The following is a 1,659-nucleotide window of genomic DNA, read 5'->3' as shown; positions in this document are numbered from 1 at the left end:
GCCCCAGGTTCGCCACCATCCGGTCAGCTTTCCGACTGCCATAATGCCTGTTGTGCCCGGGTCCTCCTATGGTGGTGGTGATTGAGGTGCTGTTGCTGTTGCGCTTGATGCGTGTATCGTAAATATCGAACCGGTCATCACCGTCTCCGCCATCAAAGACAAGGCCAGCGAGGGCCGGAATGGTGAAAATATCGTTGCTGGCCGGGCCTTTGATAATCTCAAAGTTCTTGATAACGGACGGAAATGTGTCATAGGTGCCCTGCGATTCGGATGATCTGAGGGTAAAAGACCAACCCCCTTCGATGTGAGTATCCAAAGGGCAGGGCAGCGAGCCGTTCGGAGGACACGAGGGACTCGCCGGGACCAGATCCACAGACAGCCGGAGCCGGACAAATTCCGGGGCAAGGGTTGCCTGGCTGAAGTCGATTGTGTCTTTTCCCGGGCCACCGTCCAAGTGGATAAACGCCGGCAGCTTTAGCAGGAAAAGGTAATCATCCCCCCCTCTGCCATCAAATTTAAAGAGGGAACCTCTGGACACATAAATGTCAGCGTCATCATCACCGGAAAATAGCAGGTTGTGGTCATCTCCGGTGTCCTCCAGGATAAGGTTCCTGACCGTTAAACCTTCCTTCAGGTCAACCGTTACATCATCACTAACGGGCCATTTAAAGAGCAGCGTATTGGCGCCGCCGCCCCCGTCCAGGAAGGTGCCATTTTGCCAGGGGGCGTTAAGGATGATCCGGTCGTCTCCGTCCCCCATGCTCACCTTGTCCAGGCCGCCCCCGGTGCTGAAAATATCCGTACCATTGCTGCCAAAGAAAGTATCATCGCCCGAAGTCCCGGCAATCTGGTCGATCCCTTTGAATACCGTCTGGTGATAACGCCAGCTGTCCGTTACGTCAGTATTTCGCCATCGGGTCTGTGCGATCCCCTCCGTGACGTTGACGGTCATCCCATCCAGTTGATAGGTTGAGGCGACTTTGATACTGATACTTCTGGAGCCTTTCCGCAGGAGCCGGACATCGTAAAATACAGAAGACTTGTCGTGTATTAACTGGTTGTGTCCCTCATTGGCAGCAATAACGGTGGTATTGCCCATGCCGACAATGAACTGGTTATTCCCTCCCATATCCTTCAAAATGTCACGCCCCCCCATGCCAAGCAATACATTATCTGTGAAGGGGTTGCCTGTTAGCCGGTCATTGCCCGGGCCGCCGACAACGATGGGGATGCCAGAGTGTGAGGCTGATGACAAGTCAAGGTGAACAGCCGGTAAAACCACAGAGCTGCTGAATGCCTTGGAGGTCTTGCATAGCCTAAGAAAAGTTGTGTCCCTGTCAAAGGTATGACGTATCTCGAGCATGGTCAGGGCTTGTGCCATTGGCTGACCGGGGAACAGTTCGGCCCATTTTTTTGAGACCGGTTTTAACTCTGATACCGTATGGCGACCGTGATGTTGTCTGCGACCGTCTGCATGGGTTTTAACCAGTTTTAAAGTCAGTATGTGCCGCGGTCTTGAAGAGAGAACGAGAGGACCGTTCTCGACCGGGTGCAGATACTTCTTCATGAGAGGGGTGACGCCTTCAAAGAGCACCTGCTGTTCGCCCGGCTTCAGGGTCAGCTTGCGTAAAACACCACTGTGGGGGGTGCATGTGGAAG

1 protein-coding gene is annotated in these 1,659 nt (G+C 53.8%); it reads right to left on the bottom strand.

Annotated features, from left to right (window positions below; genetic code table 11):
• A partial coding sequence (locus KDK18_RS06580) for a calcium-binding protein (RefSeq protein WP_257254072.1) occupies positions 1-1,659 on the bottom strand: 1,659 nt, incomplete at both ends.

It is taken from the genome of Endozoicomonas sp. SESOKO3 (assembly GCF_024606255.1).
Note: the sequence above shows the minus strand (reverse complement) of the source record. Positions and strands in the feature narration are given on the sequence as shown.